At 65.5% G+C, this 26,183-nt stretch carries 15 protein-coding genes; 1 reads left to right on the top strand and 14 read right to left on the bottom strand.

What is annotated here, in order from left to right; translation table 11 throughout:
• Positions 1 to 9: 9 nt before the first annotated feature.
• Positions 10 to 750 (bottom strand): sulfite exporter TauE/SafE family protein, encoded by a 741-nt coding sequence (locus EPO50_RS14935; RefSeq protein ID WP_296345328.1) that lies wholly within the window; start codon positions 748 to 750, stop codon positions 10 to 12.
• 93 nt (positions 751 to 843) lie between these two features.
• Between EPO50_RS14935 and EPO50_RS14930 the strand changes: the two genes are divergently transcribed.
• The gene (locus EPO50_RS14930) at positions 844 to 1,731 is read left to right on the top strand and encodes a LysR family transcriptional regulator (protein WP_296345325.1); all 888 of its coding nucleotides are present in this window, start codon (positions 844 to 846) and stop codon (positions 1,729 to 1,731) included.
• Here EPO50_RS14930 and EPO50_RS14925 read toward each other — a convergent pair.
• From EPO50_RS14925 to EPO50_RS14865, 13 genes are all read right to left on the bottom strand, one after another.
• Positions 1,728 to 2,207: an Lrp/AsnC family transcriptional regulator gene (locus tag EPO50_RS14925; RefSeq protein ID WP_020698253.1), complete on the bottom strand. Its 480-nt coding sequence runs from the start codon at positions 2,205 to 2,207 to the stop codon at positions 1,728 to 1,730. The two genes, EPO50_RS14930 and EPO50_RS14925, sit on opposite strands and share 4 nt — an antisense overlap.
• A gap of 33 nt (positions 2,208 to 2,240) precedes the next feature.
• Positions 2,241 to 2,513, bottom strand: a complete 273-nt coding sequence (locus tag EPO50_RS14920) for a hypothetical protein (RefSeq protein WP_296345323.1) — start codon at positions 2,511 to 2,513, stop codon at positions 2,241 to 2,243.
• Positions 2,514 to 2,640: 127 nt separating this feature from the next.
• Positions 2,641 to 3,594, bottom strand: coding sequence for a TAXI family TRAP transporter solute-binding subunit (locus tag EPO50_RS14915; RefSeq protein ID WP_296345321.1), 954 nt, complete (start codon positions 3,592 to 3,594; stop codon positions 2,641 to 2,643).
• A 71-nt stretch (positions 3,595 to 3,665) separates the two neighbouring features.
• Positions 3,666 to 4,442 carry a sulfur oxidation c-type cytochrome SoxA gene (gene soxA / locus EPO50_RS14910; RefSeq protein ID WP_296345319.1) on the bottom strand — a complete coding sequence of 259 codons (777 nt, stop codon included), beginning with the start codon at positions 4,440 to 4,442 and terminating at the stop codon, positions 3,666 to 3,668.
• Complete coding sequence (gene soxZ, locus EPO50_RS14905; protein WP_296345317.1) at positions 4,439 to 4,759, bottom strand: thiosulfate oxidation carrier complex protein SoxZ; 321 nt, start codon at positions 4,757 to 4,759, stop codon at positions 4,439 to 4,441. Before soxZ ends, soxA begins: the two co-directional genes overlap by 4 nt.
• Entirely contained in the window at positions 4,759 to 5,202 is a 444-nt protein-coding gene (locus EPO50_RS14900) for a SoxY-related AACIE arm protein (RefSeq protein ID WP_296345316.1), read from the bottom strand. Before EPO50_RS14900 ends, soxZ begins: the two co-directional genes overlap by 1 nt.
• Positions 5,203 to 5,631 (bottom strand): sulfur oxidation c-type cytochrome SoxX, encoded by a 429-nt coding sequence (soxX, locus tag EPO50_RS14895; RefSeq protein WP_296345314.1) that lies wholly within the window; start codon positions 5,629 to 5,631, stop codon positions 5,203 to 5,205.
• Positions 5,632 to 5,635: 4 nt separating this feature from the next.
• Positions 5,636 to 6,898 carry an NAD(P)/FAD-dependent oxidoreductase gene (locus EPO50_RS14890; RefSeq protein WP_296345312.1) on the bottom strand — a complete coding sequence of 421 codons (1,263 nt, stop codon included), beginning with the start codon at positions 6,896 to 6,898 and terminating at the stop codon, positions 5,636 to 5,638.
• A 6-nt stretch (positions 6,899 to 6,904) separates the two neighbouring features.
• On the bottom strand, positions 6,905 to 7,213 hold the full coding sequence (locus EPO50_RS14885; protein WP_296345310.1) for a cytochrome C: 309 nt from the start codon (positions 7,211 to 7,213) through the stop codon (positions 6,905 to 6,907).
• Complete coding sequence (locus tag EPO50_RS14880) at positions 7,213 to 9,381, bottom strand: molybdopterin cofactor-binding domain-containing protein (protein ID WP_296345308.1); 2,169 nt, start codon at positions 9,379 to 9,381, stop codon at positions 7,213 to 7,215. Before EPO50_RS14880 ends, EPO50_RS14885 begins: the two co-directional genes overlap by 1 nt.
• A gap of 16 nt (positions 9,382 to 9,397) precedes the next feature.
• Positions 9,398 to 9,847, bottom strand: coding sequence for a (2Fe-2S)-binding protein (locus EPO50_RS14875; RefSeq protein WP_296345304.1), 450 nt, complete (start codon positions 9,845 to 9,847; stop codon positions 9,398 to 9,400).
• Between the two features lie 92 nt (positions 9,848 to 9,939).
• The gene (locus EPO50_RS14870; RefSeq protein ID WP_296345302.1) at positions 9,940 to 11,268 is read right to left on the bottom strand and encodes a membrane dipeptidase; all 1,329 of its coding nucleotides are present in this window, start codon (positions 11,266 to 11,268) and stop codon (positions 9,940 to 9,942) included.
• Between the two features lie 119 nt (positions 11,269 to 11,387).
• Positions 11,388 to 25,847 (bottom strand): autotransporter-associated beta strand repeat-containing protein, encoded by a 14,460-nt coding sequence (locus tag EPO50_RS14865; RefSeq protein WP_296345300.1) that lies wholly within the window; start codon positions 25,845 to 25,847, stop codon positions 11,388 to 11,390.
• Positions 25,848 to 26,183: the final 336 nt, after the last annotated feature.

Here is a 26,183-nt window from a genome sequence, read left to right as displayed (position 1 = left end):
ATCGGCCGGTTAGATCAGCCCGCGCGCTGCGAGATAGGCGCCGAGGGCCAGCAACCCGGCGAAGAACCAGAACCGGAAGGTCTGTGGTGACAGGCGGGCCCGGACGGCCTGGCCGAGCCGCATGCCTAGAAGCGCAATGACGACCGCCGCAAGGGAGGGCCAGGCCAGCTCCCAGGTGAAGGCCCGTTCGCCGGCCAAGGTCACCGCCAGAGCCAGGGTCGAGACCGTGAAGGAGAGGCCGAGCGCCTGCACCAGCGCGTCCTTCTGCAGCCCGATCGCCTGCATATAGGGCACGGCCGGGATCACGAAGACGCCCGTCGCCGCCGTGATGGCGCCCGTTACGCCGCCGGTCAGCGGGCCGAGCCAAGGCTCCGTGCGGCGAGGTACAGCGAGCTTCAGGGCGGCCAGGCCCGAAAGGGCATAGGCCATCAGCGCCACCCCCAGAGCCAAAGCCCCGTAAGGACCGCCCAGGCCCGACAGGAAGGCCGCCCCTCCCCAGGTGCCGACGCAGACCCCGAGATTGAGCGGCCAGAGGCGGCGCAGGACGGAGCGGAGGTGGGGGCCGTCCACCATCTGCCAGACATTCGTGACGAGCGACGGCAGGATCAGCAGCGCAGCAGCCTCGGCCGGAGGCAACACTACCGCCAGCAGGCCCATCGAGATCGTGGGCAGACCCAGGCCGATGATGCCCTTGGCGAAGCCGGCCAGGACGAAAACCGCCAGGACGAACACGAGAACGGTCGCCGTCATGGCCCACACATGGCGGGAGACGGCACGACCGGCAATGTGGAGAATACGGAGTATGCCTTCGTTCTATACGAAGGCTGACTCAGAGAGGAGCATATGCGCTTCGATCTCACCGACCTCCGCCTGTTCCGCCATGTCGTCGAGACAGAAAGCATCACGCGCGGCGCCGAACGGACACACCTGGCGCTGGCGTCGGCCAGCGCACGCATCCGGGGCATGGAAGAGGTGCTGGGCGTGCCGCTCCTCAAGCGGGGCCGGCGCGGCGTCCAGCCGACCGATGCCGGCCGCGCCCTGCTCGACCATGCGCGCATCGTGCTGCAGCAGATCGAGACGATGCGCGGTGAGCTGGGCGCCTATTCGCGCGGCCTCAAGGGTCACGTGCGGCTGCTCGCCAACACCGCCGCCATGTCGGAGCACCTGCCCGCGCTGCTGGCGGACTTCCTGGCGGCCAATCCAAGCATCGATCTCGATCTCGAGGATCGCGAAAGCCCGGCGATCGCCGCCGCGATCTCAGCAGGCGACGCCGATATCGGCATCGCTACCGAAGCCTCGCTCGTGCCCGGCCTCGAAAGCCATCCCTTCCGCCCCGACCGGCTGGTACTGGCCGTCGCCTCAGGCCATCGCCTTGCCGGCAAGCGTCAGGTCGGGTTCGCCGAGCTGCTCGACCTCGACTTTGTCGGCCTGACACGCGGCACGGCACTCGACGAGCATGTGGCCCGGCACGCGGCGCGGCTGGGGCGAGCGATGCGGCTCAGGGTCAGGGCCAACAGTCTCGATGCCGTATGCGCCATGGTGGCGGCCGGGGTCGGTGTGGGCATCGTGCCGGAGGCGACGGCCCGCCGTCAGCGGCGCGCCCTGCCGCTCGCCATGGTGCGCATCGCCGAGCCCTGGGCCGCACGCCAGCTCACCCTCTGCGTCCGCGATTCCCACCACCTGTCACGACCGGCGCGACGGCTCTTCGACGCCCTCAGAAGGAGAGCCTAGCGCTTGCGCGTCGGCTTGAGGTCCGTAGCGATCGGATAGGCCGTGGTCGACTTCACGCGCTCCATCGAGAAGCGCGAGGTCACGTTCTTGAGCGGCATGGTGTCGATCAGCTTCTTGTAGAAGGCGTCGTAGGCCTGCATGTCGGTCACCGCGACCCGCAGCATGTAGTCGATATCGCCGGCCATGCGGTGAAACTCCATCACCTCGGGCATGGCGGTGACGGTCTGGGCGAACTTTGACAGCCAGGCCGAGGAATGGTCGCCGGTTTCGATGGAGACGAATACGGTCAGCCCCATGCCGATCGATTCTGGCGATATCAGCGCCACCCTCTTCAGAATGATGCCGGCCTTCTCGAGGCGCTGGATTCGCTTCCAGCACGGGCTTTGTGACAGCCCGACCCGATGCGCAATCTGCGCCAGTGAAAGGCTCGCATCCTCCTGGAGGAGAGCCACGATCTTCCTGTCGATCGCATCCATGATTGAAATACCTGTGGTCGGCCTGCGGCCAGTCTAGACCGGAAGCGACTCCAGACGCACGGGGGCGCCGAGCCGAAGGCTGAGTGTCTCGGCCAACCCGTCGATGTCGCCATCCACCGGACCGGCATGGCTCGCCAGCCGCGGATCGGCGCCGTTGAACCAGGACAGCCGCCATGCTCCAGCCTCACAGACCAGCGAGCCGACCACGCGGCCGTGCACGGAGATGGTCCAGAGGGAGGGCTCGTCCTGAGCCGCCTGGATCAGGCGGGCAGCACGGGCAACGAGACTGGTGGCGAGGCTCAACATAGCCTGACTGTAGAGGCCAGCTCACAGCAGCAGCAATGAAACGCGCGGTCGAATTGCCGGCGCCCGGCGGTAGAAATACCTCTGCCAGCGTGTCGAGAGAGAATTTCCTCTCCCAGGGGGCCGCCGCCTACTTGATCAGCCCCTGCTCTTGATAGAAGCGCCTGACGCCAGGATGCAGCACGTCGGGTGACGATACGGCCGCGAGCGTGTTCTTTGCCGTGCTCTGTCCGAGCTGGCGTGGGCTGAGACCGGCGCGCTCGACGCGATGAAGGCCCGCCGCCAACCGATAGCCGACGGTTTCGTCGAGGTCGGCCCGTGCCAGGATGAAACTCCACGAGCCCACGCTCTGGATCGGCTCGGATTGCCCTGCATAAAGACCAGCCGGCACCGTGAAGCGGCGAAGGAAGTCGTACTTCGCCAGGATGCGATCCGTTTCCTCTGGCGTCGGTACGACGAAGCGCACGCCGTTGGGATTATTGGCGATAGTGACAAAGCCCGGCCAGCGCAGGCCGCCGCCCCATAGCGCCGATGCCGTACCGTCGATCACCATGGCTGGCCCGTCGGAAAGCTGTTCCGGGTAGACCGAGTCGAAGTACGTGTCGACGTCGAGGCCCATGCCGCTCATCACGTAGCGTCCCTGAACGGCAAGCCCCGAGCCGCGCGCATTCCAGACGACCGGTCGGCCCTGAAGATCGGTGATCGAGCGGTAGCGGCTGTCGGCCCGCACGGCAAACATGCCGGGAGTGGGATACATGACCGAGATGACGGTGAGCTTCGTCGTCGCTCCGCCGACGCCCGAGAACAACTCGTGCACCACTTCGCCGAATACGAATCCGATATCGAGTTCGCCACGTTCCAGCATCGGCACATTGTCGAGCGTGCCGCGCGTCATGCGCTCCCGCATCTCGAGCGATGGCTCTACCGATTTGAGGGCGTCGATCAAAGCGCCGCCGTAGAGGACGAAGGCACCTCCCTCCGAGGCAGTGCCGACACTCACCTTCGTGGGCGCTGCAGCCGCATCGCGCAGCAGCATCAGTCCCGGCAGCGACGCGAGCATCGAACGGCGAGCAACAGAAGCCATACGCCATGTATATCGGCAATCCGGAAGGCTTCTAAGCGCGACCTACGCCGCTGCACTGCACAACAAAACTCTCAAGGCCTGACGCCCGGTGACTCCATGACCATGCCTTTGGCGCGGTCCATGAGATAAAGCTCCAGGGCGACATACTCGGGCGCTCCTGCCGGGTAGGGTTCGGCGCGGATGCCGATCAGGCAGTTGCGCAGCCGCCGACGTAGCGTGCCCGGCCCCTGCCATTCGAGGCGGTAGATCGGATAGCCGGTGGGGTGGGCCTGGGGGATAGTCACCCCTGCGAGCTTCTTGCCGGCATTGTCGTCATGGCAGATGGCGCAGGAGAGGTTGAGCTGACCCTGCCGGCGCCCGTAGATCTCCGCGCCCTGCTCGCGCCAGGCCGCCAGTCGTGAATCGTCGGGCGGCGCAATGGGAAGGCCCCGCGATTGCCGCGACACGAATGCAAGAAGTGCCAGCATGTCCTGGCTTTCAAGCGGCAGTGGTACAGCTTTCTGGTTGTCGACGCGACAAAGGTTGATGCGCCCTTCGAGATCGACGGGCTTGTCGGCGCCAGGCGGGATCGCCGGATAGCGCGCCGCCACGCCCTTCATGCTGACGTTCGCTGCGGCGTGGCAGTCGGCACAGGACTTGTCGGCCGCGCCAACGCGCTGCTCCCACAGTTTCGCGCCCTGCTGAACGAACAGCATGCCGGGATTGGCCGTGTCGTCGTCCTGCATCTGCTGGAGGGCGGCGCCCATATCCTGATAGCCGGATCGGCGCTTGTCTTCACCGCCCTGCGCGAGAGCGAGCGACGTACCGAACACGACGAGAAGCGCGATACTGAAGCGCAGGGCAGTCATTCGACGGTGATCGCGACCTGCTCCTCGACGGCGAAACCCTGGTCGCCGGTCCAGCGCAGACGGATCTTGCCGCTTTCGGTCGCGACGGCGAAGAAGGAGATGAAGGGGTTGGCCGAAATCGCGGGCGACATCTCGATCGCAAAAATTTCTGCGTCGTTCCAGGTCGCGGTGAAGTGCTCAATGATGTTGCGCGGAATGATCTGACCGTTGGGGCCGGGCCGGAAACCGGTCTCCATGGGGTGCATGATCAGCGCCTTGATCTCGACCACATCGCCGCGCTTGGCCGTCTTCGGTGCATTGACGAGGATGTTGGCCATCAGGTCGACTCCTCGAGGCAGGCGGCCAGAGTCACGATCACATCGGCGCTGGCGCTCCAGAACTTGCCGTCGCTGGTTTCGGCGATGGCCACGATCTTCTGGCTGTCGCCCAGCTTGATCCGCGTGCCGACCACCGCCCTGCCGGTGCGCGGCGAGAGCTTCGCTGAAAGGACGTTGGGCTGCGGATTCTTCTCGTTGAAGACGTGGATGGCCTTCACATAATCGCCGTCCGTCATCGGGCTTTCGACCGACACGGTGAGCGGAACGGTGTTGCCGTTCTCGATCAGAGGCGGCATGTCGAGCTTGACCCGCTCCTCGCGCACGACTGCACCACCGACGACCTTGCGGATGGCTTCGGCCATGGCGTCGGGCGTTGCCGCTGCGCGGTCGAACGGCAGGAGGGCAAGAACGGCAGTGCCGGCAAGGAAACGACGTCGATCCATTCAATCCTTCAGGGTCACGAGATAGGCCACGACATCCTCGACCTGGGCAGCCGTCAGGATGGTCTTGCCTTCGAAGTTGCGGGCGACGCGCTGCAACCCGGTCGTCCGATAGTAGGGCGGCATGATCGTGTCGGCATTGAGACGCGAACCATCGACGATGCGCAAGCGCAACTGGCCCGCCGACCAGCGCGTCCCTGCCCCGGCCAGGCTTGGCGCGAGATCGCCCTGGAAGCGCTCCTCCGCGATCGGACCGCTGTGGCAGAGCAGGCAGAGGCCGACACTGCGATTAGCCACAATGGCGCGTCCACGCGCGGCATCGCCAGGCTGACCGGTCAACGACTTGGGAATGGCATCGCCCACGATCTCCTGAGCCAGCGCAGCCGGCGCCGCCAAGGCCAATGCAAGGGCGAGCAGATGCCGGCTCCACATGGCGTCAGCCGTAGACCTCGGCGGTGATGGTGCGAAACCAGCTCGACGCGTAGAGCGCTTCCTGACCCCGCAGGCCGCCCACGGCCTCGAGCGGGCTGACACCACCAGCGCCCGGGATGTCGGCGAGCTGGCCGTTGGTCGGCCGATAGACGCCGGCGATGGAGATCCCGTAGTCGGCCGCGACAAGGCTGTAACAGGTGTTGATCAGGATCGGATCCGGGGCCTTGCGGCCAGCCAACAATTCGACGATCGCGGCGGCGCAGACCTTGGCCTGGGCGTTCGCGGCAAAAGCCGACTTGGGCATGCCACCCATGATCGCCGCATCGCCCAGCACATGGATGCCGGGACGCAGGGTCGACTCGAAGGCGACTGGCTCGATGGGACACCAGCCCGTGCGGTCCGCCACGCCGGCCTGCGCGGCGATGGCTCCGGCGCGTTGCGGCGGGATGACGTTGGCAACGGCCGCCTTGTGGCTGCCGAACTCGGTGACCAAAGTCAGCGTTGCGGGATCGACCGATGTCACTTTGCCGCCCTGGCTCAATGGCACCCATTCGATCATGCCGGGATAGAGTTCCGCCCAGCCGTTCTGGAACAGGCGCTGCTTGGAGAAGGCGTCCTTGGCGTCGAGCAGCAGCAACTTCGACTTCGGCTTCCAGATCTTGAGCCAATAGGCGATCAGGCTGGCGCGCTCGTAAGGACCTGGCGGGCAGCGGAACGGATTGGCCGGTACCGACATGACGACGAGACCACCATCCTGCATTGATTGGAGCTGCTGGCGCAGCAACACCGTCTGTGCGCCGGCTTTCCAGGCATGTGGCATCTTCTGCGCCGCCGCCTCGTCGTAGCCGGGAATGGCGGTCCAGTTGAAGTCGATACCCGGAGACATCACGAGCCGGTCGTAGGAAAGCCGGTTGCCGTCGGCCAGGGTCACGGCCTTGGCATCGACGTCGACCGCCGTCGCGCTGGTCTCCGCGACGGTGACGCCGGCACGTTTGACGCCGTCATAGCGGAATTGCTGCTGCTCGATCTCGCGCAGGTTGGCGAGCACCGAGTTGCTGAAGGGACACGAGGTGTAGACGGGATTGGGTTCGACCAGCGTGACGGTGAGCTTGGGCTCCAGCGTCTTCAGGGTGCGCGCGGCCGTGGCGCCAGCGAAGCCGCCACCGATCACGACGACACGGCCTGCGCCGGCGCCCTGCGCCGAAACGACGGCAGGTGCCATAGCCGCTGCTGCACCGAGCTTCAGGAAATGTCGACGCGTCGACATGCAACGCTACTCCGGCTGCGCGGCAAACCAGGCCGCAATGGCGTCGATCTGCTGGTCGTCGAAGCCCTTGGCAATGCGCCCCATCACGCTCGACGGCCAGGCGCCGCTTCGATACTCGCGCATGAAGGTGACGATGTCCGCCGCCTTGCGCCCGGCGATGCGCGGGATCACCGAATCGGTGATCTTCGCGCTCGCATGGCAGCCAGTGCACGAACTCGCGCCCGGCGGTCCTCCGGGCGGCCCGTCAACCGCCCAGGTCGAACCGCCCGCCAACAGCAATGCCGCAGCCAGGCCCGGCAGCAGCAGACGATGCATCAAGCACCCTTCTTGAGGTCTTGATTCATCAGCGGCAGGTTGCGCACTCGCTTGCCCGTCGCCTTGGCGATCGCGTTCAGCACTGCAGGTGCCGCCACCGCAATCGTCGGTTCGCCGACGCCGCCCCAGAAATCATGGGTCGGCACCAGCACCGTTTCTACCTGTGGCATCTCGTCGATGCGCATCACGTTGTAGCTGTCGAAGTTGGTCTGTTCTACGACGCCATCCTTGACGGTGATCTCGCCGTAGAGCGCCGCCGACAGACCGTAGACGAACGAGCCCGCAACCTGGCGCTCGATCTGCGCCGGGTTCACGACATGGCCCGGGTTGGTCGCTGCCGTGATCTTGTGGATCTTGAGCGTACCATCCTGGCTCACCGAAACCTCGGCAACGCCGGCGACGTAGCTGCCGTATCCCATGACCTGCGAGATGCCGTGGAAGTGGCCCGCTGGCAGTGGCTTGCCGTAGCCAGCCTTGTCGCACGCCGCCTTCAGCACCGCCGCCCACTTGGGCTTCAGGTACTTCATGCGGAAGGCCAGCGGGTCCTGGCCCGCGGCTGCGGCCAGCTCGTCCATGAAGCATTCCATGTACACGGCGTTCTGGTTCACGTTCACACCGCGCCAGAAGCCCGCCGTGATGTGCGGGTTGCGCATGGCGTGATCGACCAGCAGGTTCGGCAGCTCATAGCCATAGGCTGCCTCAACACCAGACTGCATCAGCCCCTGGAAGACCACCGGGTCCATGCCGTTCTGCAGGTTCTGCGGTAACAACGAGGCCAGGATCGACTGGCCCGAGATGCGGATCTGCAGCCCGACCAGATTGCCTTGCGCATCGAGGCCGCCGGTCAGCTTGGCCATCGTGATCGGATGGTACTGACAGTGCGTCATGTCCTCTTCGCGCGACCAGATCAGCTTGATCGGCGTGCCGGGCATCTCCTTGGCGACCAGCACGGCCTGGCGGACATAGTCCGAGCGGCCACGACGACCGAAGCCGCCGCCCAGCAACAGCTTGTAGACCTCGCACTTGGCAACAGGCAGGCCGGAGGCCTCGGAGGCTGCCGCGAGGGCTGCTTCACCGTTCTGCGTGCCGCACCAGACCTCGCACTTGTCGGCCGTGTAGCGCGCCGTGGCGTTCATCGGCTCCATGGTGACGTGATGCTGGTAGGGGAAGCTGTAGGTTGCTTCCACTTTCTTCGCGGCACCGGCAATCGCGGCCTTGGCGTCGCCCGCCTTGTTGCCGACGAAAGCTTCGCTGGCGTCGAGGCCTTCCTTCAGCATGGCATTGATCGTCGCCTGCTGGACCTTGCCCAGTTCGCCGACATCCCATTCCGTGGTCACGGCCGCAAGCGCCGCCTGGGCGTGCCAATAGGTATCGGCCACGACGATGACGGCATTGCCGTCGATCGCGAGGACCTTCTTCACGCCCGGCATCTTCTCGGCCTTGGCGGCGTCGAAGCTCTTCAGCTTGCCGCCGATCACCGGGCAGGCACGCACAGTGGCGATCAGCATGCCGGGCATGGTGTAGTCCATGCCGTAGATCTGCTTGCCGGTGACCTTGTCGACCGTGTCGAGCCGCAGCAGCGGCTTGCCGGCGATCTTCCAGTCCTTGGGGTCCTTGAGCTTCACTTCCTTGGGCGGCTCGAGCTGGGCTGCCGCCGCGGCAACCGCGCCATAAGTGAGCTTCTTGTCCTTGTGCGTGATCACGCCCTTGTCGACGCTGCATTCGCTCGCCGGCACTTTCCACTGCGTGGCGGCAGCGGCGATCAGCATCTCGCGCGCCATGGCGCCGCCTTCGCGGACATACTGGTTGCTTTCGCGAATGCCGCGGCTGCCACCAGTCGAGAAGTTCTTCCAGACGCGGTTGCGGGCCAGGTTCTCGCCGGGAGTGGGATATTCCCAGGTCACCTTGTTCCAGTCGCACTCGAGTTCCTCGGCCACGAGCTGGCAAAGGCCAGTGAGCGTGCCCTGCCCCATCTCGGAGCGGGCGATACGGACCACCACCTTGTCGTCGGGATGGATCACCACCCAGGCGTTGAGTTCCTTGACGGCCTGGGCGTTCGCCACACCGTCATCGAGGAAGGGAACGTGGAAGCCGAGCGAGAAACCGCCGGCGACGGCCGCGCTGCTGACCAGGAAGTTGCGCCGGCCGAGGGATGTCTGGATCGTCATGATGCGCCCTCCTCCCTTAGGCCTTCGCCGCGGCGTGGATCGCTTCGCGCACCTGCTGATAGGTGCCGCAGCGACAGATGTTGGTCATGGCCGCGTCGATGTCGGCGTCGGTCGGCTTGGGATTGGTGGCCAGCAGCGCCGTCGCCGCCATCACCATGCCGGTCTGGCAGTAGCCGCATTGGGGCACGTCGAGCGCGACCCAGGCCTGCTGGATTTTGTTCAAGGTGCCGTTCGTTGCCAAGGCCTCGACGGTCACGATCTTCTTGTCGGCCACCGCACTGACCGGCACGCCACAGGACCGCGTCGCCACGCCATCGACATGCACCGTGCAGGCGCCGCATTGGGAGATGCCGCAGCCATATTTGGCGCCGGTCAGGCCGAGTTGTTCGCGCAGCACCCAAAGCAGGGGGGTATCCGGCTCGGCGTTGTGATCGAGCGCCTTGCCGTTGACGTTGAGAACAGCCATCCCATTCTCCGTTGTTCAGGATTTATGGAAATAAGCCTAGCGCGCGATATTGGCCTCGCCTAGCGGCGGTGGTTCACGGTGCCGTGAGCCTGTCAGGCAACGCTGGCCTCGAAGACTCGCCGGTAATTTCCGCCGAGCAATTTGGCCGTCTCCGCCTCATTGAATTTTGTCCGCAAGGCGGCGGTGAGTTGCGGCAGGTCGGCGTAGCTTGGTAGGGCGCTTGCCCCGACCAGACCGAGTTGATCGGTGCCGAGGCCGACATGATCGATGCCGACCAACTCCGCGGTTCTGGCGAAGGCCTCGGCATAGGCCACTACGTTGGGGAAATAGGCCGTGACCGGCCAGAGGCCAATGACACCGCCGGTCGCTGCGATGGCGCGCGCATGATCGGGCAGTATGCGCCGCGTCCAGGCTACAGGCTTCTCGGTCAACGAGGTGTGCGACAGGATCAGCGGCTTGGTCGTGACAGCGGCTGCCTTCTTCACCAGTTCGTAAGTGCCGTGTGCCACGTCGACCACGATGCCCATCTGATTACAGCGCCGGATGACATCGGCGCCGAACGCCGTCAGGCCACCGTGCACACTCGGCTCCGTCTGAATGTCCCCGAGCTCGTTCGGCCGATAGTGCGTGAGCTGCAGATGGCGTAGCGCCCAACGTTGAAACGCCTCGTCGAGACGCTCGATCCTGCCCTCGAGAAAGTCGGCGCCTTCGGCAGAAACGATGACCGACGGCCGGCTGGCTCGCACTGCGCGCAAATCCGCGGCCGTCTTGATGATCGGTAACCCTTGCTCGCGCGCCAGCGCGTGCAACGCCGGAAATGATCGCTGGCTGAATTCGTAAAGCTCGCCGGGCCGCGGATCGCGGCTGGGCCGTAGGCGGCCATCGGTGAGCTTGATGATCGGTGAATCCGCCACGACGGCGAGAGCGATCGCCGACATGCCGCCCTGGCGCATCGGATCGGCGACCGGCACGGACTGGCCACGGCCGAAGCTCAACCAGATCAGATTTCCGGCGTGGCTATGAATATCGACGGCCGCGCCGTCGCCCGCCTGCGCCATCGCCGGCACCGGCAAACAGAAGAGTGCGCTTGCGGTGATCGCGGCGCGGCGCGTGAGACCCGGTGTCACCTCGGCGCCTTCGAGCCGATAGCGCCAACCTTCGGAATCGGGCGAGACGCACCATGTGCCTCTCAATCGCAAGGCTCCGTTGCCGAGCTTCAGCGGTCGATCGGCGGAGACTTCAACGACAGCCAACGGATTGGCCGGCACACAACCCTGGCAGCAACCAGGCTCGGCCATCATCAGAAAATGGTCGGCGCTCCTCGCCAAAAGGGACGTGAGCGGAAAGCCCGCGATCTCCACTCTCTTGCCGGCGGCTCTGTCGGCGCGCGGCGTTCCGAGATCATTCCAGCGGAGCTGCATCGACTTCCCCTTGAGGTAGCCTCAAGGGGAAGGAGCTTAGAGCATGTCTTGCATGGCTGGAATCAGCCGAACGGAACATGCCGATACACTCGATATGCGATCTACACTCGAGAAGAACGCTACCACGTCATGCGGAAGCCGGCCGAAAAAGCGTGCGTATCGTCACGACCGTTAAGCTCGCCGTCGTAGCGGACATAGGCTGAGATCGAGTCGGTGATCCTGGTGCCGAGGTTGAGGCCGATCACCGCCGCATCGCGCAGGGGCTGCGCGCCATAGACGGTGAAGGGCACCGTCGGCGCTCCGGCGAATGATGCCGTCATCGGACGGCCCGTATCGGCATATTCGTGTGCCCAGCCGAGGCGCAGCGCGATATCCAAGGTCCGGTCGCCCAGGGGCAGGTTGGCCGCCAGATCGGCACCGAGAACGGTACGTACCGAGGTGGTGTTCTGCTGCTGCACCATCAGGTTCAGAGAATCGGCGCCCCATTCGGTGAAGGCGCGTTGCGAGGCCGCCACCGTCTGGAAGCGCGCGAACGGCGTGATGCTCGCCTGCGCCGTCCCGGACGATCCGAATCCTGCCGGGCCGAACCCAATCTTGTAGCCCGCCTCGATCTGGCTCAGGAACAGGTTCGCTCCTGTCGTGCCGCTGGCGTAGCGCGTCGCCAAGCCAGGGATCGACAGGATCCGTTGCTGACGATTGTCAGAGTAGGCATAGCCCGCCAGCGCATCGGCGTAGAACCCACCCTGATTGAATGAGGCATAGAGCGCGACGCTGTAGTTATCCGTCCAGCCCGTGCCCTGGAAGTTAGCCACCCACTGCCGGCCACTCGAGTAGCCGACCGCCAGGCCCACGAGGAACCGGGGATCGAGGCGATAGTCGACGCCGACCGCCGTACCGCCGAAGTTATAGTTCAACGCGCCGGCATTGTTGTTGCCGCCGACCCCACCCACGCCGCCGTAACCGCTCATCCAGGCGCCCCAACGCGGCGGCTCCGGCGTGTCGCAGGCAATGACACAGGCTTCCGCCAAGGCAACACGCTGCGTGCCGTCGGCACCGACGCGTGCGTTCGCTGTCTGCTGGCCGACCACGTTGAGGAACGACCGTGCCGCGAGGATATTGACCGTGCCAAAGCCGGTATAGGGCTGGCCGCTGATCGTATCGAGCGCCGCCGGACCCTGCGCCGTGCTGAGGCCCGCCAGCGCCGTCAGCACCGTTGTGAAATCCCCCGTCGCCGTCGGCGAGGCGGTGTCCAGTGCCATGCCCACGGCGTATTGGTTGGCGGTCTGTGCCCCTGAGGCAAAGGCGCTCGCCATCTGCTCTAGCAGCAGATAGACGTTGTTAGCGTCGTAGCTCAGCGAGGGCGTCAGGAAGGCGAGATTGCTAGTGACACCGTCGTAGGTGCCGGTGAGCCCGCCCGTTGCCGTGACGATGGTGTAGGTCGTGTTGCGTTGATAGGCGCCTTGGGTGGCCAGCACCTGTACTGTGGTGCCGCCACCGAGCGTGGCCGTGCCGGTGGCGACGATCTTGTCGTTCTGGCCGCCGCTATTGACCTCGACCTGATAGACGCCGCCGGTCTGCGTGAAGTTACCCGTGACATTCAGCGTCCCGATCGAGTTGCCGGGCGCCAGCGTGCCGCCGGTCACTGCCAGAGCACCGATCAGCTGGCCGCTACCGCCCAGCACACCACCATTGGTCACCGTGATGCTGCTGGTCAGCGAGCCGTTCACCGCCAGGACACCACCCGATATCGTCGTGCCGCCGCCCACCACGTTGGCGCCGGTCAGCACCAGCGTGCCGGCCCCACTCTTGGTCAGCGAACCACTGCCGGTCATGGCGCCGGCATAGGTGCCGTTATTCGCCTGGTCGAACACCACTGCGGCATTGTTCAGGATGTTGCCCTGCAGGCTCGCGCTGTTGCCGATCAGGCTGCCGGCATTCACCGTCGTGCCACCGCCGTAGCTGTTGGCGCCGGTGAGCGTTAGCGCGCCGGCACCGTTCTTGGTGAGGGCGCCGCTGCCATTCATCGAGCCGGCGTAGGTGCCGTTCGTGACTTGATCGAAAGCGACGGCCGCATTGTTCAGGATATTGCCCTGCAGGCTCGACGCCGTACCGGTCAGCGTGCCGCCCGATACCGTCGTGCCGCCCGTGTAGGTGTTGGCACCGGTCAGCGTGAGGGTGCCCGTGCCGGCCTTCACCAGCGCGCCGCTGCCCGACATCACCTCATTATAGGTGCCGTTCGTCCCTTGATCGAAAGCCACCGTCGCGTTGTTGACGATGGCTCCCTGCAGGCTCGACGTCGTACCGGTCAGCGTCCCGCCCGATACCACGGTGCCGCCGCCGTAGCTGTTTGCTCCTGTCAGCGTAAGGTTACCCGCACCGCTCTTGGTGAACCCGCCCGCGCCGGACATGATGCCGGCGTACGTGCCGTCCGTGCTCTGGCTGAACACCACCGCGGCATTGTTCACGATGTTGCCCTGAAGGCTCGACGTGTTGCCCGTGAGCGTGCCGCCCGACACCGTCGTGCCGCCGGTATAGCTGTTGCTGCCGCCGAGCGTGAGATTGCCGGCGCCGGATTTCACCAGAGCACCGGTGCCCGACATGGTGCCGGCATAAGTACCGTTCGTCCCCTGATCGAAGGCCACCGTCGCGTTGTTGATGATGGCGCCTTGCAGGCTGGCGCTGTCGCCCTGCGCCGTGCCTGCCTCGACCGTCGTGCCGCCGGTATAGCTGTTCGTGCCCGTCAGGATCAGCGTGCCCGCGCCCGTCTTGGTCAGCGCGCCGACGCCCGTAATCGCCCCCTGCAGGGTGAGCGTGTTGCCGTTGGTGTCAAAAGTGCCGCCCATGACCAGCAACTGCACCGTCCGGTCGCTGGTGAAACTCGCCAGCGCCTCCACCGTGGCACCGCCACCGAGCGTCAAGCTTGTGCCGGCTGCACCGAAGGCGCTGTCGGAACCCGCCTGCACCGTGCCGCCGCCGATCGCCGTGCCGCCGGTAAAGGTATTGTTGCCGGTCAGCGCGACCGTTCCCGGCCCCATCAACATGATGCCGCCGGTGCCGCTGATGTCATCGGCAAAGGTGATCGCGTCCGACCGGTTGAAGGCCAGCAGGCTGTCGGCGCCGTTCACGACCACATTGCCCGTGATCATGCCGGTCGTACCGCCGTTACCCAACTGCAGAACGCCTCCGCTGATGGTCGTGCCACCGCCATAGCTATTGTTGGCCGTCAGGATCACCGTGCCGTTGCCGGTCTTGGTGAGCGTGCCCGAACCCGACATCACCCCGGCATAGGTGCCGCTGGTCGTCTGGTTGAACACCACCGCGGCGTTGTTGGCGATGTTGCCCTGCAGGCTCGTCGTCGTGCCGGTCAGCGCGCCAGCCGACACCGCCGTGCCACCCGAATAGGTGTTCGTGCCGGTAAGAGTGAGGTTGCCGCCGCCCGTCAGCGACAGCGAACCGGTGCCAGACATGTTGCCGGAGTAGGTGCCATTGCTGCTCTGATTGAACACCACGCTGGCATTGTTGACGATGTTGCCCTGCAGGCTCGTCGTCGTGCCCTGCAGCGTACCGCCCGACACTGTCGTGCCGCCGGTATAGGTGTTGGCGCCCGTCAACGTGAGCGTGCCGCTGCCCTGCTTGACCAGGGACCCGCCCCTGCCGCCGTCAAACCCATCGTCAGCGATCACACCGGCGAAGGTCGTGCTGTTGGCCGTGCCGACCGTCAGGCTGTTGCCGCCCAGAAAAAGGGTCGCGCCAGCGACGCCGGCGAGATCCTGGATCGTACGGCCGCCGTAGGCGCCGGAGATGTCGAAGCTCGCGCCGATCCCTGAGAGAGAGACACCGCTCGACGCGGCGATGCTGCCGTCGTCGTAGAGCATGAGCGTCGCGCCTGCCCCGATCGTCGTCGTGCCGGCATAGCTGTTGACCCCGGCCAACGCTTGCGTGGCATTGGCCGCGAGCGCGAGGCCGCCGTTGCCCGAGATGATGCCCTTGAAGGCGCCGCTGCTTCCGGTGACGGTGAGCGTCTGGCTTCCCAATACGACGCGACCGAGGCCCGCGCTGCTCGTGTCAAACAGGCCACCGACCGTGGCGCCGCCGGTGGTGCCCGAGATGTCAAAGGTCGCCGCGCCGGCGGTGCTCGGTGAAAAGGCCACGTAGCGCGTGTCGGCAATCGAACCCGCTCCCGTCAGCACCAGGCTCGCCCCCTGGTAGATCCGCGTGATGCCACCGTAGGTCGACATGCCCGACAACGTCAGCGTGCCCTCGATGATCGTCAGCGCGCCGCGCGTACTGCCGGCACCGGCATCGACGACTGCCCCGGAGAACGTACCCGTGGCGGCGCCCACCACCAGTTCGTTGCTGCCAAGCTTCACCGTGCCGCCGCCGGCCAGGTCCGTGACCAGGTTTTCCGAGTAGTCACCGCCGCTGATGTCGAAGGTGGCGCCGCTTGCCACCGTGACGCTCGAATAGGCGACGCCGCCCGCACCCACGATCGCGAGCGTGCCGGCGTTGATCGTCGTCGCTCCGCTATAGCCGTTATAGCCATCGAGCGTCAGCGTGCCGCTGCCCTGCTTGGTCAACCCGCCGGCGCCCCCGATCATGCCGCTGAAGGTCGTTGAGGTTGCCGTGCCGACCGTCAGGGTGTTGCCGCCGAGCACGATCGACGTGCCGGCAACACCGGTGAAATCCTGGATCGTCTGATTACCGCTGGCACCGGAGATGTCGAAGGTCACGCCGCTCGCCGTGAGAGCAACGCTGCCCAACGCTGAGATACTGCCTCCCCCCGAAAGCGCCAACGTACCGCCAGAAATCGTCGTCGTACCGGTGTAGGTGTTGGCGCCGGTCAGCTCCAGCGTGCCCGCACCCTGTTTGGTCAGGCCGCCGTTACCCGAGATCGCGCCCCGCAGGGTCAGCGTGTTGCCGTTGGTGTCGAAGACACCGCCGCCCGCCTGCAACTCGACCGGTCTGTTGCTGATGAAGTACGCCAGCGCCTGAACCGTTGCGCCGTTGGCGACCACCAACGAAGCGCCGGTGACGCCAAATGCGGCATCGTTGGCCGCCGCAACGACACCTCCGCTTACGATGGTGCCGCCGTGGCTGTTGCTGCCGCCGAGCACCAGCGTGCCGTTACCGATCTTGGTCAGCGTGCCGTTGCCGGTGATACTCTGCGCGATCGTCGTGTTGAAGCCGTTGGTGTCGATCGTGCCGCCACCGGTATCGAGAGCGATTGCACGCGCACTCGACAGGGCGAAGCCCGCATCGAAGCGCAACCCGCCGCCGTCGAATGTCAGGCCGCCGACATTGTCGCCGAGATTGGCGTTGGACGAGATCGAGACAACGCCGCCCCTGATGGTCGTGCCACCGGAATAAGTGTTGACACCCCCCAAGGTCAGGACGCCTGCGCCGCTCTTCACCAGCACGCCGCTACCCGACATCGAGCCGCCATAAACGCCATCGGTTGCTTGATCGAAGACCACCGTCGCGTTGTTGACGATCCTGCCCCGCAGGCTGGTCGTGCTGCCTGTCAGGGTGCCGTCGCTGACCGTCGTGTCGCCCGTATAGGTGTTGATCCCAGCGAGGATCAGATTGCCCGCGCCCGTCTTGGTCAGACTGCCCGTGCCCGACATCGGACCGGCATAGGTATCGTCGGTCGCCTGGTCGAACACCACCGAGGCGTTGTTGATGATGGCGCCTCGCAGGCTGATGCTGTTGCCCATCACGATGCCGGCTTCGACGGTCGTGCCGCCGGTATAGCTGTTCGTGCCGGTAAGGATCAGCGTGCCGGCGCCGATCTTGGTCAGCGCGCCGTCGCCTGTGATCGTGCCCTGTAAGGTGAGCGTGTTGCCGTTGGTGTCGAACTTGCCGCCGACGCCCAGCAGCTCGATCGGTCGGCCGCTCGTGAAGCTTGCCAGCGCCTGCACCGTGGCGCCGCCCGCCACCGTCAACGTCGTGCCGGGAGCACCGAAGGCCGCATCCGAGCTTGCCTCGACGGTTCCGCCGCCGATCACCGTGCCGCCGGAATAGCTGTTGGTGCCCGTCAAGGTTACCTTGCCCGGCCCCATCAGCATCAACCGGCCGACGCCGCTGATGTTGCCGCCGAAGATGACGTCGTCGGAGCGGTTGAAGGCCAGCATGGCGTTGTTGCTCATCGCCACATTGCCCACGATCCAGCCAGTCGTGCCGCCGTTGCCGAGTTGCAGCGTGCCGCCGCTGATGGTCGTGCCGCCGCTATAGATATTGCTGGCCGTCAGGATCACCGTACCGCTGCCGGTCTTGGTGAGCGTGCCCGTGCCCGACATTACCTCCGAATAGGTGCCGCTGGTCGTTTGGTCGAACACGATGGCGGCGTTGTTCAGGATGTTGCCCTGCAGGCTCTCCGTCGTGCCGGTCAGGGTGCCGCCCGATACCGTCGTGCCGCCTGAGTAGGTATTTGTGCCCGAGAGGGTGACGTTCCCACCGCCCGTCTTGGTCAGCGAACCACTGCCCGACATGTTGCCGGAATAGGTGCCGTTGCTCGCCTGATCGAAGACCACCGCCGCGTTGTTCGTGATGGCACCTTGCAAGCCCGTCGTAGTGCCCTGCAGCGTGCCGGCGCTCACGGTCGTGCCGCCAGTATAGGTGTTGATGCCCGCGAGGGTCAGTGTGCCGCTGCCTTGCTTGGTCAGGCCACCAGTGCCGCTGATCCCGCCCGCAAAACTCGTGTTGTTGGCCGTCCCGACCGTCAGGCCATTGCCACCAAGCGCAATAGACGTACCGGCGACACCGGCGAGGTCCCGGATCGTGCGGCTGCCGTTGGCACCCAAGATGCTGAACGTCGCGCCCGCCCCCGTGAGATTCACACCGCTCGAGGTTGCGATGCTGCCTGCCCCCGACAGCGCCAGCGTGCCGGCGCCGATCGTGGTCGCGCCGGTATAGGTATTGGCGCGGTTGAGGGTCAGCGTACCGGCTCCGGCCTTGGTCAGTTGGCCAGCGCCGGTGATCCCCCGGTCGAACATCGTGACAAAGCCGTTGGTATCGATCGTGCCACCACCGGCGTCGAGGGCGACCGTGCGCGCGCCAAATACGTCGAAGCTCGACAGGAACCGCAAAGTACCGCCGTCGAAGGTGAGCCTGCCGAAGATCGAGCCGAGACTGGCATCGCGCGAGACGGCAACCACGCCTCCCCGGAACGTCGCGTCGCGATAGCTGTTGGTACCGCTCAAGGTTAGGACGCCTGCGCCGACTTTGGTCAAAGTCACGGCGCCGGTGATCGCTTGATTGATCGTCGTGTCGAAGCCGTTGGTGTCGATCGTGCCGCCGGACCCGCCCAGCGCGATCTGGCGCGTCGCGTCGAGATCGAAGCTCGCCAGGAACCGAAGCGCGCCATCGTAGAGATAGAGGGTACCCGACGTGGCTCCGAGGCTGGCGTCGCTGGTGATCGCAACGGTGCCGCCCTGGACGAACGTGTCGCCGACATAGGTGTTGACGCCTCCCAGGGTCAACGTCCCCAAACCGACTTTGGCCAGTTGGCCGGAACCGCCGATCGTCTGTGAAATGATGGTGTCGAAGCCATTGGTGTCGATCGTGCCGACGACGTCGAGCGTGATCGCGCGGGTCGCGACGAGATTGAAGCTGGCGCCGAGCCGCAGCGTGCCGCCGTTGAAGGTTACGCCGCCCGACGCGGCACCGAGATTGGCGTCGCTCGACACGATGAGCGTACCCGACGTGATCGTCGTGCCGCCACCATAGGTGCTGGTGCCGCTGAGCGTCAGGGTCGCCGAGCCGTCCTTGATCAGGCCGCCACTGCCCTCGATCCCACCGGCGAAGGCCGTATCGTTGAACGAAAGCACCGAGAGGCTGTTGGCGCCCAGCACGACCTTCGAGCCGGTGAACGCACTCTGCAGGTCCCGGACTATCTGCGGCCCGGAGACGGTGCTGCCGGAGATGTCGAGCGTGGCGCCAGCGCCCGCGAGATCGACCTTGGACGACGTCGTGATGTAGACGCTGCCGTCGAGGAAAAGTGTCGCGTTGGCCGCGATCGTCGTTCCACCGCCATAGGTGGCGGCACCGCTCAGCCTCTGCTGGGCACCGGCCGCGAGTTGCAGACCGCCGCCGCCCTGGATCACGCCGCTGAAAGAGGCACCGGCGCCGCTGATCGTGAGGTCGCGACTGCCGAGCGACACGAGACCACCGCCTTCCAGCCCGCCGACGGTCGCTCCCGACGTGGTCTGCGAGATGTCGAACGATCCCGACGAACCAAATACGACCTTGGCCGTGGAGGCGATCGAACCACCATCCTTCAGCGCCAGGGTCGCTGTCGGGCCGACGAAGGTATCGCCCGTATAGGTGGACGCTCCGGTAAGGGTCAGTGTCCCGTCCAGGACGGAGAGTGCCGTACCGGTACCACTTCCGCCGATCGTGCCGGCGAACTCACCGGCCGCCTGGGTGATCTGCAGTTCTCGGGCGCCCAACTTGACCGTGCCCGTGCCGGTCAGGTTCTTGATCGCCGTAGCGCTTGCGATGCCGCTCACATCGAACGTGGCACCACTGGCGACCGAGACTTCACTCGAGCCCGACACGCTCCCGCTACCTGCAAGTGCCAGCGTACCGGCCGTGATCGTCGTCGTTCCGATGTAGACGTTGGCCCCTCCGAAGGTGAGCTGGCCCGTGCCCTGCTTGGTGAAGCCACCATCGCCGGAGATGACGCCGCCGAAGGTCGTATTGTTCGCGGTGCCGGCCGTGAGCGTCCTGCTGCCGAGCACGATCCTGCCGTCGACGCCGCCGCTCAGGTCCTTGATGGTCTGATCGTTCGTGCTGGCGGAAATGTCGAAGGTGCCGGTGCCATCGAGCTGGACGCCGCTCGACTGTGCGATGCTGCCCGCGCCCGATAGCGCCAGAGTGCCGGCGAGGATCTGGGTTGCGCTGCCATAGGTATGGCTGTTTGCCGTCAGGGTCAGCGTGCCCATGCCCTGCTTCACGAGACCCGCCGCGGCGAGGCCGTCGATCGTGCCGCTGAAGGTGGTCGAGCGCGATGTGTCGATGGTGAGGGTCTTGCCGTCGAGCGCGACGGTCGTCCCGGCGACACCGTCAAGCCCGCGGATCGTGCGATTGCCGGTCGCGCCGGACACATCGAAAAGCGCCCCTGCGGTCGCGAGTTCGACGCCGCTAGAGTTTGCGATGTCACCGGCACCGACAAGCGTCAGGGTGCCGCCCTCGATTCTGGTCAGGCCGGTATACTCGTTGACACCATCGAAGGCCTGAGTTTCCGAACCCTTCTTGGTGACGCCACCACTGCCCTTGATGACGCCGCCGAATATAGCCGAGGTCGCGGGATCGAGGACGAGCGTATTGGCGCCGAGCTGAACGACCGTGCCGGTCCCGCCCTCGAAAGTCTTGAGGGCAACCTCGCCCGTGGCACTGGAAATATCGAGCACCGCCGTTCCGAACAGGACGAGTCCGCTCGACGAGGCAATGCTGCCGCTGCCACCGATCGCCAAAGTGCCTTCCTCGACCCTCGTGGCGCCGGTGTAGGTGTTGACGCCTTCCAAGGTGAGCTTGCCCAGCGCGTCCTTCAGGATGAGGCCACCGCTGCCTTCGATGATGCCGCTGAAGGTCTTTTGGCCGTTGAGCGTGCCGGTCTTGAGGTTGTTGGCCCCGAGAACGATCCGTGAGTCGGCAACACCCGAGAGGGCCTTGATCCAACGCTCGCCATCTGCAGCGGAGATATCGAAGACGGCCGTGCCGCTGGCGAGGTAAACGCCATTCGAGAAGGCGATATTGCCGGTGCCACTGAGCTTCAGGGTGCCGCCGCTGATCGTCGTCAGGTCGTTATAGGCGTTGAAGGCCGCCAAGGTGAGGGTGCCGGCGCCGGCCTTGGTCAGACCGCCGACGCCGTTGACTGACTGCGAGATCGTCGTGTCGAAACCGTTGGTGTCGATCGTGCCGCCACCGGCCGCCATGGTGATGGTGCGCGTGTTCTCCAGATCGAACTGCGCCAGGAACTTCAGCGCACCGCCGTTGAACGTGAGGCTGCCACTGGTGTCACCGAGATTCCCGTCGTTGAAGACGGCGAGCGCCCCGCCCTTGAACGTCGTACCGCCGGTGTAGCTGTTGGCGCCGCTCAAGGTCAGCGTGCCGCTGCCCTGCTTGATCAGCCCGCCATTGCCGCCAAAATCGTCGATCACGCCGGCGAAGGTCGTCGAGTTCGCCGTGCCCATGGTCAGGCTGTTGATGCCGAGGCGGACCACCGTACCTGCGACACCCTGCAGGTCGTTGATCGTCTGCGGGTTCGTGCAGCCGCAGGAAATGTCGAAGACGGCTCCGCTTCCGGCCAGGTCGACGAGGCTGGACTGCGCGATGGTGCCGCTGTCGTCCAACTCCAGCACGGCATTGGTACCGATCGTCGTGACGCCGGTGTAGGTGTTGGTGCCGCTGAGGCCGAGGCTGGCACCATTGGCGAGGGTAAGCCCACCCGTACCCTGAATGACACCACCAAAGTCTCCGCCATTGACGACAGTCAGGGTCTTCGCACCCAAATTGATGATGCTGCTATCGAATGTGCCGCCGAGTGAAGCGACGGAAGCACCGCTACTTGTCTGCGAGATGTCAAAGACCGCGTCCGTGCCATCCAGGATGACGCCGCTCGACGAGGCAATGCTGCCGCTGCCCGACAGCGCCAAGGTGCCGGCGGTGATCCTCGTCTCACCGGTGTAAGTGTTGACGCCCGTCAGCGTCAGCGTGCCGGTGCTCTGCTTGGTCAGCGACCCGCCGCTGCCGGCACCTATTCCGCCGTCCTGGATGATGCCATCGAAGGCACCCGATGCGACGGTCAAGGTCTTGCTGCCCAACGCCACCGTCGAGCCCGCTACGCCGGTGAGGTTCGTAATGGTGGTGCCACTGGTCGTCTGGGAGATGTCGAAGACGCTCCCTGTCGTTGCGAGTTCGACATCACGCGACGCGGCAATACTGCCGGCGCCCGAAATCGCCAAGGTACCGGCGATGATCGTGGTCGCGCCGGTGTAGGTGTTGACGCCGGCCAAGGTCAGCGTGCCTGCCCCCTGCTTGATCAGGTTGCCGGTCCACGCGTAAGTGCCGTCACCTTCAATGATGCCGCTGAACGTCGTGTTGTTCGACGTGCCGACCGTGAGGCTGGTGAAACCCAGGATCACCGTCGAATTGGCGACGCCGGAGAGATCCTTGATCGTGCGAGGATTGCCGCCGACAGCGGAAATATCGAATGCTGTGCCGGCAGCATCGAGGCGAACGCCGCTCGACTGATCGATACTGGCATTGCCCGTCAACGCCAGCGTGCCACCGGCAATCACCGTCTCACCAGTGTAGGTAAAGGTGCCAGCGAAGGTGACCTTCCCCGTACCGCGCTTGGTTACGCTGCCGCTGCCGGAAATGTCCCCAGTCAAGAAGTCGTCGAATGCCTGGTCAAAGACGAGTGCAGCGTCGTTGACGATGCCGCGCCAAAGGCTCGTCGTGGTACCGATCAGGGTGCCGCCCGAGATCGTCGTACCGCCGAAATAGTTATTGGCACCTGAGAGCGTGACCGCACCTGCGCCAGTCTTGATCAGTCGGCCGCTTCCCGTGATGGCGCCAGCATAGATGCCGTCGGTTGCCTGGTCGAACGTCACCACCGAATTGTTCAGGATGTTGCCTTGGAGGCTGGTCGTCGTGCCGACGAGCGTACCGCCCGAAATCGTCGTGCTGCCCGAGTAGCTGTTGGTTCCCGAAAGCGTCAATGTACCGGTGCCGGTCTTGGTCAGGCTGCCGCTGCCTGACATGTCGCCCGCATATGTGCCATTACCTGACTGGTCGAACGTCACCGCCGCATTGTTCAGGATGTTGCCCTGCAGGCTTGTTGAACTGCCTGCGAGGGTACCGCCCGAGACCGTCGTACCGCCCGTGTAGGTGTTGGCGCCGGTGAGGGTCAGCGTCCCCGTCTCCTGCTTGACGAGCGAGCCACCCGTGCCTGCGATGACGCCGCCAAAGGTCGTCGAAGAAGCGGAACCGAGGGTCAGCGTCTTGTTGCCCAGCACCACATTCGTGCCGGCCACGCCCGAGAGGGCCTGGATTGTCGTGCCGCTGCCGCTGACGCTCGAGATATCGAAGACCGCACCGGACGAGGCGAGGTCGACGCCGGCCGACGGTGCGATGCTGCCGGTGCCCGACAGCGCCAGAGTGCCGCCGTTGATCGCCGTCGAGCCGGTGTAGAGATTGCTGCCGCCGAGGGTGAGCGTGCCGGTCCCGATCTTGGTCAGCGCCCCCGTACCGGCGATGGCCTGGCTTATCGTCGTATTGAAAGTGCCGGTGTCGATGGTGCCGCCGCCGCTGTCGAGCTTGAGGGCCCGCGAGGCGACGAGGTCGAACGATCCCAGGAACTGCAACGTGCCACCGTCGAAGGTTACGCCGCTGGTGGCATGGCCGAGACTGGCATCGTGGGTGATCGCCAGCACACCTTCCTTGATGACCGTCTCGGCGGTGTAGTTGTTGGTGCCGGACAGAACCAGGGTGCCAGCGCCGGTCTTGATGAGTTGAACGTCGATGAAGCTGATGATGGAGCCGCTCAGCGTAAGCGTCGTGCCTGCCGCCGTTTCGATCGTGTCCCCTAAGGTGCCACCCAGCGTGATCCCGCGCGCCGAAGCGAATGTCGCTGTTGTCTGTAACGTGCCGTTGCCGATGGTAATCCCGCCAGAGCCGCCGAGATTGGCGTCGCTCGAGACCGAAAGCGTGCCCCCACTGATCGTTGTGCCACCGGTATAGGTATTGGTGCCGGTCAGGGTCAGCGTGCCGGTGCCGGTCTTGCTCAGTTGCAACAGACCAAGGCCATTTTCCAGCGTACCGCTGAAGATCGTGGAGCCGTGGGTCCCGCCGACCCGCAGAGTATCTACCACGCTCGATCCTGTTGCCCTGACAGTGCCTGCGCCGCTCAGCGACCCGATGGATTGATCATCGGAGACGGTGAGGATGGCGCCCGTTTCGATCGTGTAAGCGCTGGCGGCCGAGAGCTGGCCACCGAGGGTACCCTGCCGGACAATGGTCGCACCGGCATAGTTGACCCCGGGCGGAGAGATGGTCCCATCCAGGATCAGCGTCCCATCTCCGGTCTTGATCAGGCCACCGGCGCCGTGGACACCGTTGTTGAGAGTGAGCGTCGTGCCCGTGGCCGTCTCGATGGTGCCGCCGGTGCCATTCAGCGTCAGAGTACGTCCGGCCGTGAAGCTCGCCGTGGCCTGCAGGGTGCCGCCACTGAGCGAGATGCCGGTGCCCGCCTTGCCGAGATTGGGATCGGCCGACACCGAGAGTGTGCCGTCGTTGATCTGAGTGCCGCCGGAGTAGCTGTTCGTGCCGCTCAGAACCAATGTCCCGGCACCACTCTTGAGGAGTGCGTAGCTGCCGGTGCCGCCCGAGCCGTTCTGATCGGCGATGGCGTCGGACACTGTCTGCGTCTGGCCACTGTCCGGGCTGAATTGGATCGTGCCGTCGCCTTGCAGGAACAGGGCTCCGCCGAAGCCCGACCCGGCGCCGGCACCGTTGCCGCCGCTGGTACCGCCCGCGACGGTGTTGCCGTTGATCGCCAAGGTCCCGCCGAAATTGAGGGTTCCGCCCTCTTGGACGAAGATCGCGCCGCCAAGGCCCGCACCACCACCGCCTGCCGCGTTGCCCGAGCTATTGCCGGCGCCAGCGCCGAAGCCGCCGACTGCACCCGCGCCACCGGTGCGACCGCCGCCGCCGCCGCCGAAGCCACCAACACCGCCTGCCGTGCCAGTGCTGCCGCCGCCACCGCCGCCGAAGCCGCCGGTTCCGCCGGTCCCCGTCGAGCCACCGCCGCCACCACCGCCAAAACCACCGCTGCCGCCATCGGCATTCGTGCCGTTGCCGCCGGCGACGCCACCGCCGCCACCGCCTGCGCCGGTGCCACCGCCACCTCCACCGCCGCCGCCCTGAGCACCGGCCCCGCCCGAGGTACTGCCGTTGCCACCGTTACCGCCCGGCATGGCACTCGATATTGTTCCAGTCGAGCCGTTCTGCCCTCCATTGCCGCCATTGGCGCCGCCGCCCCAACCGCCGCCGCCGCCTTGTCCATCGGCTGCCGTGCTACCGCCGTTGCCGCCCATGCCGCCGCCGCCACCGGCATCCGAGCCGCTCGACAACCCGCCGTTGCCGCCGGCCGCCGTGTTGTTGACCAGGTTGACATTGCGGACGGTCAGATTGCCCTTGTCGGCTACGAACAACGCACCACCCAAGCCGGCACCGCCGCCGCCACCCTGCGCGCCGCTGCCGCCCTGGGCTTTGGTGTTGGCAATCGTCAGGTTCTCGACCGTGACGCTGACCGCCACTGGCGTCGTGGCGAAAAAGGCGCCGATCGACAGGCCGCGGTACAGGTTGTTGCCCGAGATCGTGGCGCCGTTGCCGGAGATCGTGGCGCTGGACATGACCTGCGGTAGGTCGCTGCCGAGCACGATGGTGCCGACGCCTGAGTTGATCGTGATGGAGTTGGGGCCAGCGAAGGAGTTGGAATCGATGATGGCCTGGCGCAGGGAGCCGGGCCCGCCATCGTTATTGTTGGTAACAGAGAAATTTTCGGCATTGGCCACGCCGGCCGTGAGGACCAAGGCCCCCAATGCACTGCTGGCGAGCAAGCCCGTCCGCAGCGAACGCCAAGCCGGCTGTCGCCCCTTTGGCGCTGTCGCCTCAGGCGAAAGAAATGGCAGCATCCCCCTGCGGAGCGTGCCGCTCCGCTTGCCGCTTCGCTCCATTACCCCACCCCGGTTTCCAACTTTCCCGCCGGACCTTAACGAAGGGAAGCCGAATCCAAGGTAGTATTCACGTCAAGATTGCATCAAGATTCTCGGTGGACGGGATGTCAAAGAGGCCACCGCAATCATCTACATGACTAATTGCAGTACAGGCCACGGACGAACGCCGCGCGA

Source organism: Reyranella sp., from assembly GCF_004297405.1.
In the GTDB taxonomy this organism is placed as follows: domain Bacteria; phylum Pseudomonadota; class Alphaproteobacteria; order Reyranellales; family Reyranellaceae; genus Reyranella.
The sequence above is the reverse complement of the archived record's forward strand: the minus strand, read 5'-3'. Positions and strand labels throughout refer to the sequence as shown.